The 2,551-nt window shown below is 39.9% G+C and carries 3 protein-coding genes; all 3 read left to right on the plus strand.

Annotation, left to right across the window (positions count from 1 at the left end; translation table 11 throughout):
* Nucleotides 1-106: 106 nt before the first annotated feature.
* A complete protein-coding gene (locus H8706_RS11845) occupies nt 107-1,882 on the plus strand; it encodes a VirB4 family type IV secretion system protein (RefSeq protein WP_262432803.1) in 1,776 nt (591 codons plus the stop codon).
* Nucleotides 1,882-2,310, plus strand: coding sequence for a hypothetical protein (locus H8706_RS11850; RefSeq protein ID WP_262432801.1), 429 nt, complete (start codon nt 1,882-1,884; stop codon nt 2,308-2,310). Before H8706_RS11845 ends, H8706_RS11850 begins: the two co-directional genes overlap by 1 nt.
* 18 nt (nt 2,311-2,328) lie before the next feature.
* Nucleotides 2,329-2,551, plus strand: a 223-nt coding sequence (locus H8706_RS11855; protein WP_262432802.1) for a hypothetical protein, incomplete at its 3' end; no start/stop codon positions are given.

The following is a 2,551-nucleotide window of genomic DNA, read 5'->3' on the forward strand; positions in this document are numbered from 1 at the left end:
TGACGGCGACAGATGGGTAATATTCGGAGATTAAGGAGGTGCCGGTAAATTGGCAAGAAAGAACAAAAATAAGGCAGAGGTTGAGTCGGTCAGAATAAAATCCTTTATGGATATGATAGCGCCGTCTGTTATAAAGTTTTTTCCGGATTACTTTATATGCGGAAACACATACAGAAGCGTATGGGCGCTGAGAGAATACCCGACCACAACCGAGGAACAGGCAATACTGAAACATTTGGGAGAAAAAGACGGAGTCAGCCTTAAAATCTACACAAGGCACGTTACGGCGGCAGAGGAGCGAAAGATTATATCAAATGCGGCAAACAAGAACCGCCTGCGCCAGAGTAAAACGAATGACTTGCAGGAAACGGTTGTTGCAGAGGGCAATTTGCAGGATGTAACTAATCTTGTAGCGTCGATGCACAGAAACCGTGAACCGCTTATCCATACGGCGGTATATATCGAAATAATGTCGCACGACATTGATAAGTTGAAAGAATTGCAGACCGAGGTATTGACAGAGCTTATCCGCTCAAAACTCAATGTGGACAAGCTGATGCTCAGACAGCAGCAGGGGTTTGTTTCGGTAATGCCGAGCGGATATAACGCACTCGGTGATCAGTTTGAACGGGTACTTCCGGCATCAAGTGTTGCAAATCTGTTTCCGTTTAATTATTCGGGAAAAACAGATGCAAACGGATTTTATCTCGGCAGGGATAAATACGGCAGTAATATCATAGTTGACTTTAACAAAAGAGCAGATGACAAAACAAATGCAAATATCTTAATTCTCGGTAATTCCGGACAGGGAAAATCATATCTCACAAAGCTGATTATAACAAATCTGCTTGAATCGGGAATGAATATAATATGCCTTGATCCGGAACACGAATATGAGGATATGGCGAATAATCTCGGCGGGTGCTTTGTCGATTTGATGTCGGGTGAATACCTTATAAATCCGCTTGAACCAAAGGCATGGAGCGATTCTGATGACGATGCCGAAATAGATGCGTCTACTCCGGAGGCATTTAAGCGGAAAACAAAACTGAGCCAACATATATCGTTTCTGCGCGATTTTTTTGCATCATACAAGGATTTTACCGATTCGCAAATTGACACGATAGAAATAATGCTTGAAAAGCTGTATCGGAAATGGAATATAAGCGACAGTACAGACTTTTCAAGGCTTAAAGCAACAGACTATCCCAAGATGAGTGATCTGTATGAATTTATTGAGGAGCAGTATAAGGACTTTGACAGAACCGATAAGCCTATTTACACTGAGAATTTACTTCAGGAAATTTTGCTCGGAATCCATTCAATGTGTGTTGGCGCTGAAAGCAAGTTCTTTAACGGGCATACAAATATCAAAACAGACAGGTTTGTGGTGTTCGGTGTGAAAGGACTGTTGCAGGCAAGTAAAAATATTAAAAATGCTTTACTGTTTAATACGCTTTCATATATGACAAATGCACTTTTAACAGTCGGAAATACAGCCGGAATTATAGACGAGCTGTATCTGTTTTTGTCAAACCTTGTTGCGGTGGAATATATCAGGAATGCCTCAAAGCGCGTGCGAAAAAAGGATTCGTCAATTATTCTTGCAAGTCAGAACCTTGAAGACTTTTCACTGCCCGGAATTGCGGAATATACAAAACCGCTTTTTGCAATACCGACACATTCGTTTTTGTTTAATGCCGGAAATATAGACTCAAAGTTCTATATGGATACATTGCAGATAGATGAAAGCGAGTTTAATTTGATACGCTATCCGCAAAGAGGTGTATGTCTGTATAAGTGCGGAAATGAAAGATATAATCTGATGGTTATTGCTCCGAAATATAAGGAAGAGCTTTTTGGAAAGGCAGGCGGAAGATAATGTTCAGATACGGCGGATATGTAATTAAAACCAACCCCGATTATGAGAAGGCAATAGAGAACGGCGATGAAATTGCAGAAATATGGTGCGAGGTATATGCGGAGACTGATACCGAGTTTAAGCATTGCCTTAGTGAGTTTAATATGATGCCTTGCTTTGAATATGCGGAAAATACAGTATCCGAAATCGAGAATGGAATAAAAAACATAATTGATAACGACAGTTCCTATCTTGAACTTCAAATAAAAAGCAAAAAATTTGAAAGACAGTCGGAGTTATTTTGGCGGGCGGTTGAATACATAAAACAAAGTATCGGCGGAAGTGATATTGAAACCACACTCTCAGAGGTTCTTGGAATGACCGATGAGGAAATTGAGGAAACACTCGGTGAATCGGAGGTTCAGCAAGACGATATAATTATGTCTTAAAAGCAGGAGGTGTCGGAGTTGAAAAGAGATTATTTTAACACATTTGAAGAAAGCGATTTCAGGATATGCGAGGATATGGAGTTTAATAGTGAAAATAAGAATATATTCATTCCAATGGAGGCGTGGTTTGATGTAGATAAAAAATTCGGAATAAATATAATTGGCGATGACAGTGCTTGGGTAAATCTGTTTACGGAATATAATCCTGTAATCGGCGAAATCAGAATGTTTTATGACATAG

Origin of the sequence: Qingrenia yutianensis (genome assembly GCF_014385105.1) — a bacterium.
Classification (GTDB): Bacteria; Bacillota; Clostridia; order UMGS1810; family UMGS1810; genus Qingrenia; species Qingrenia yutianensis.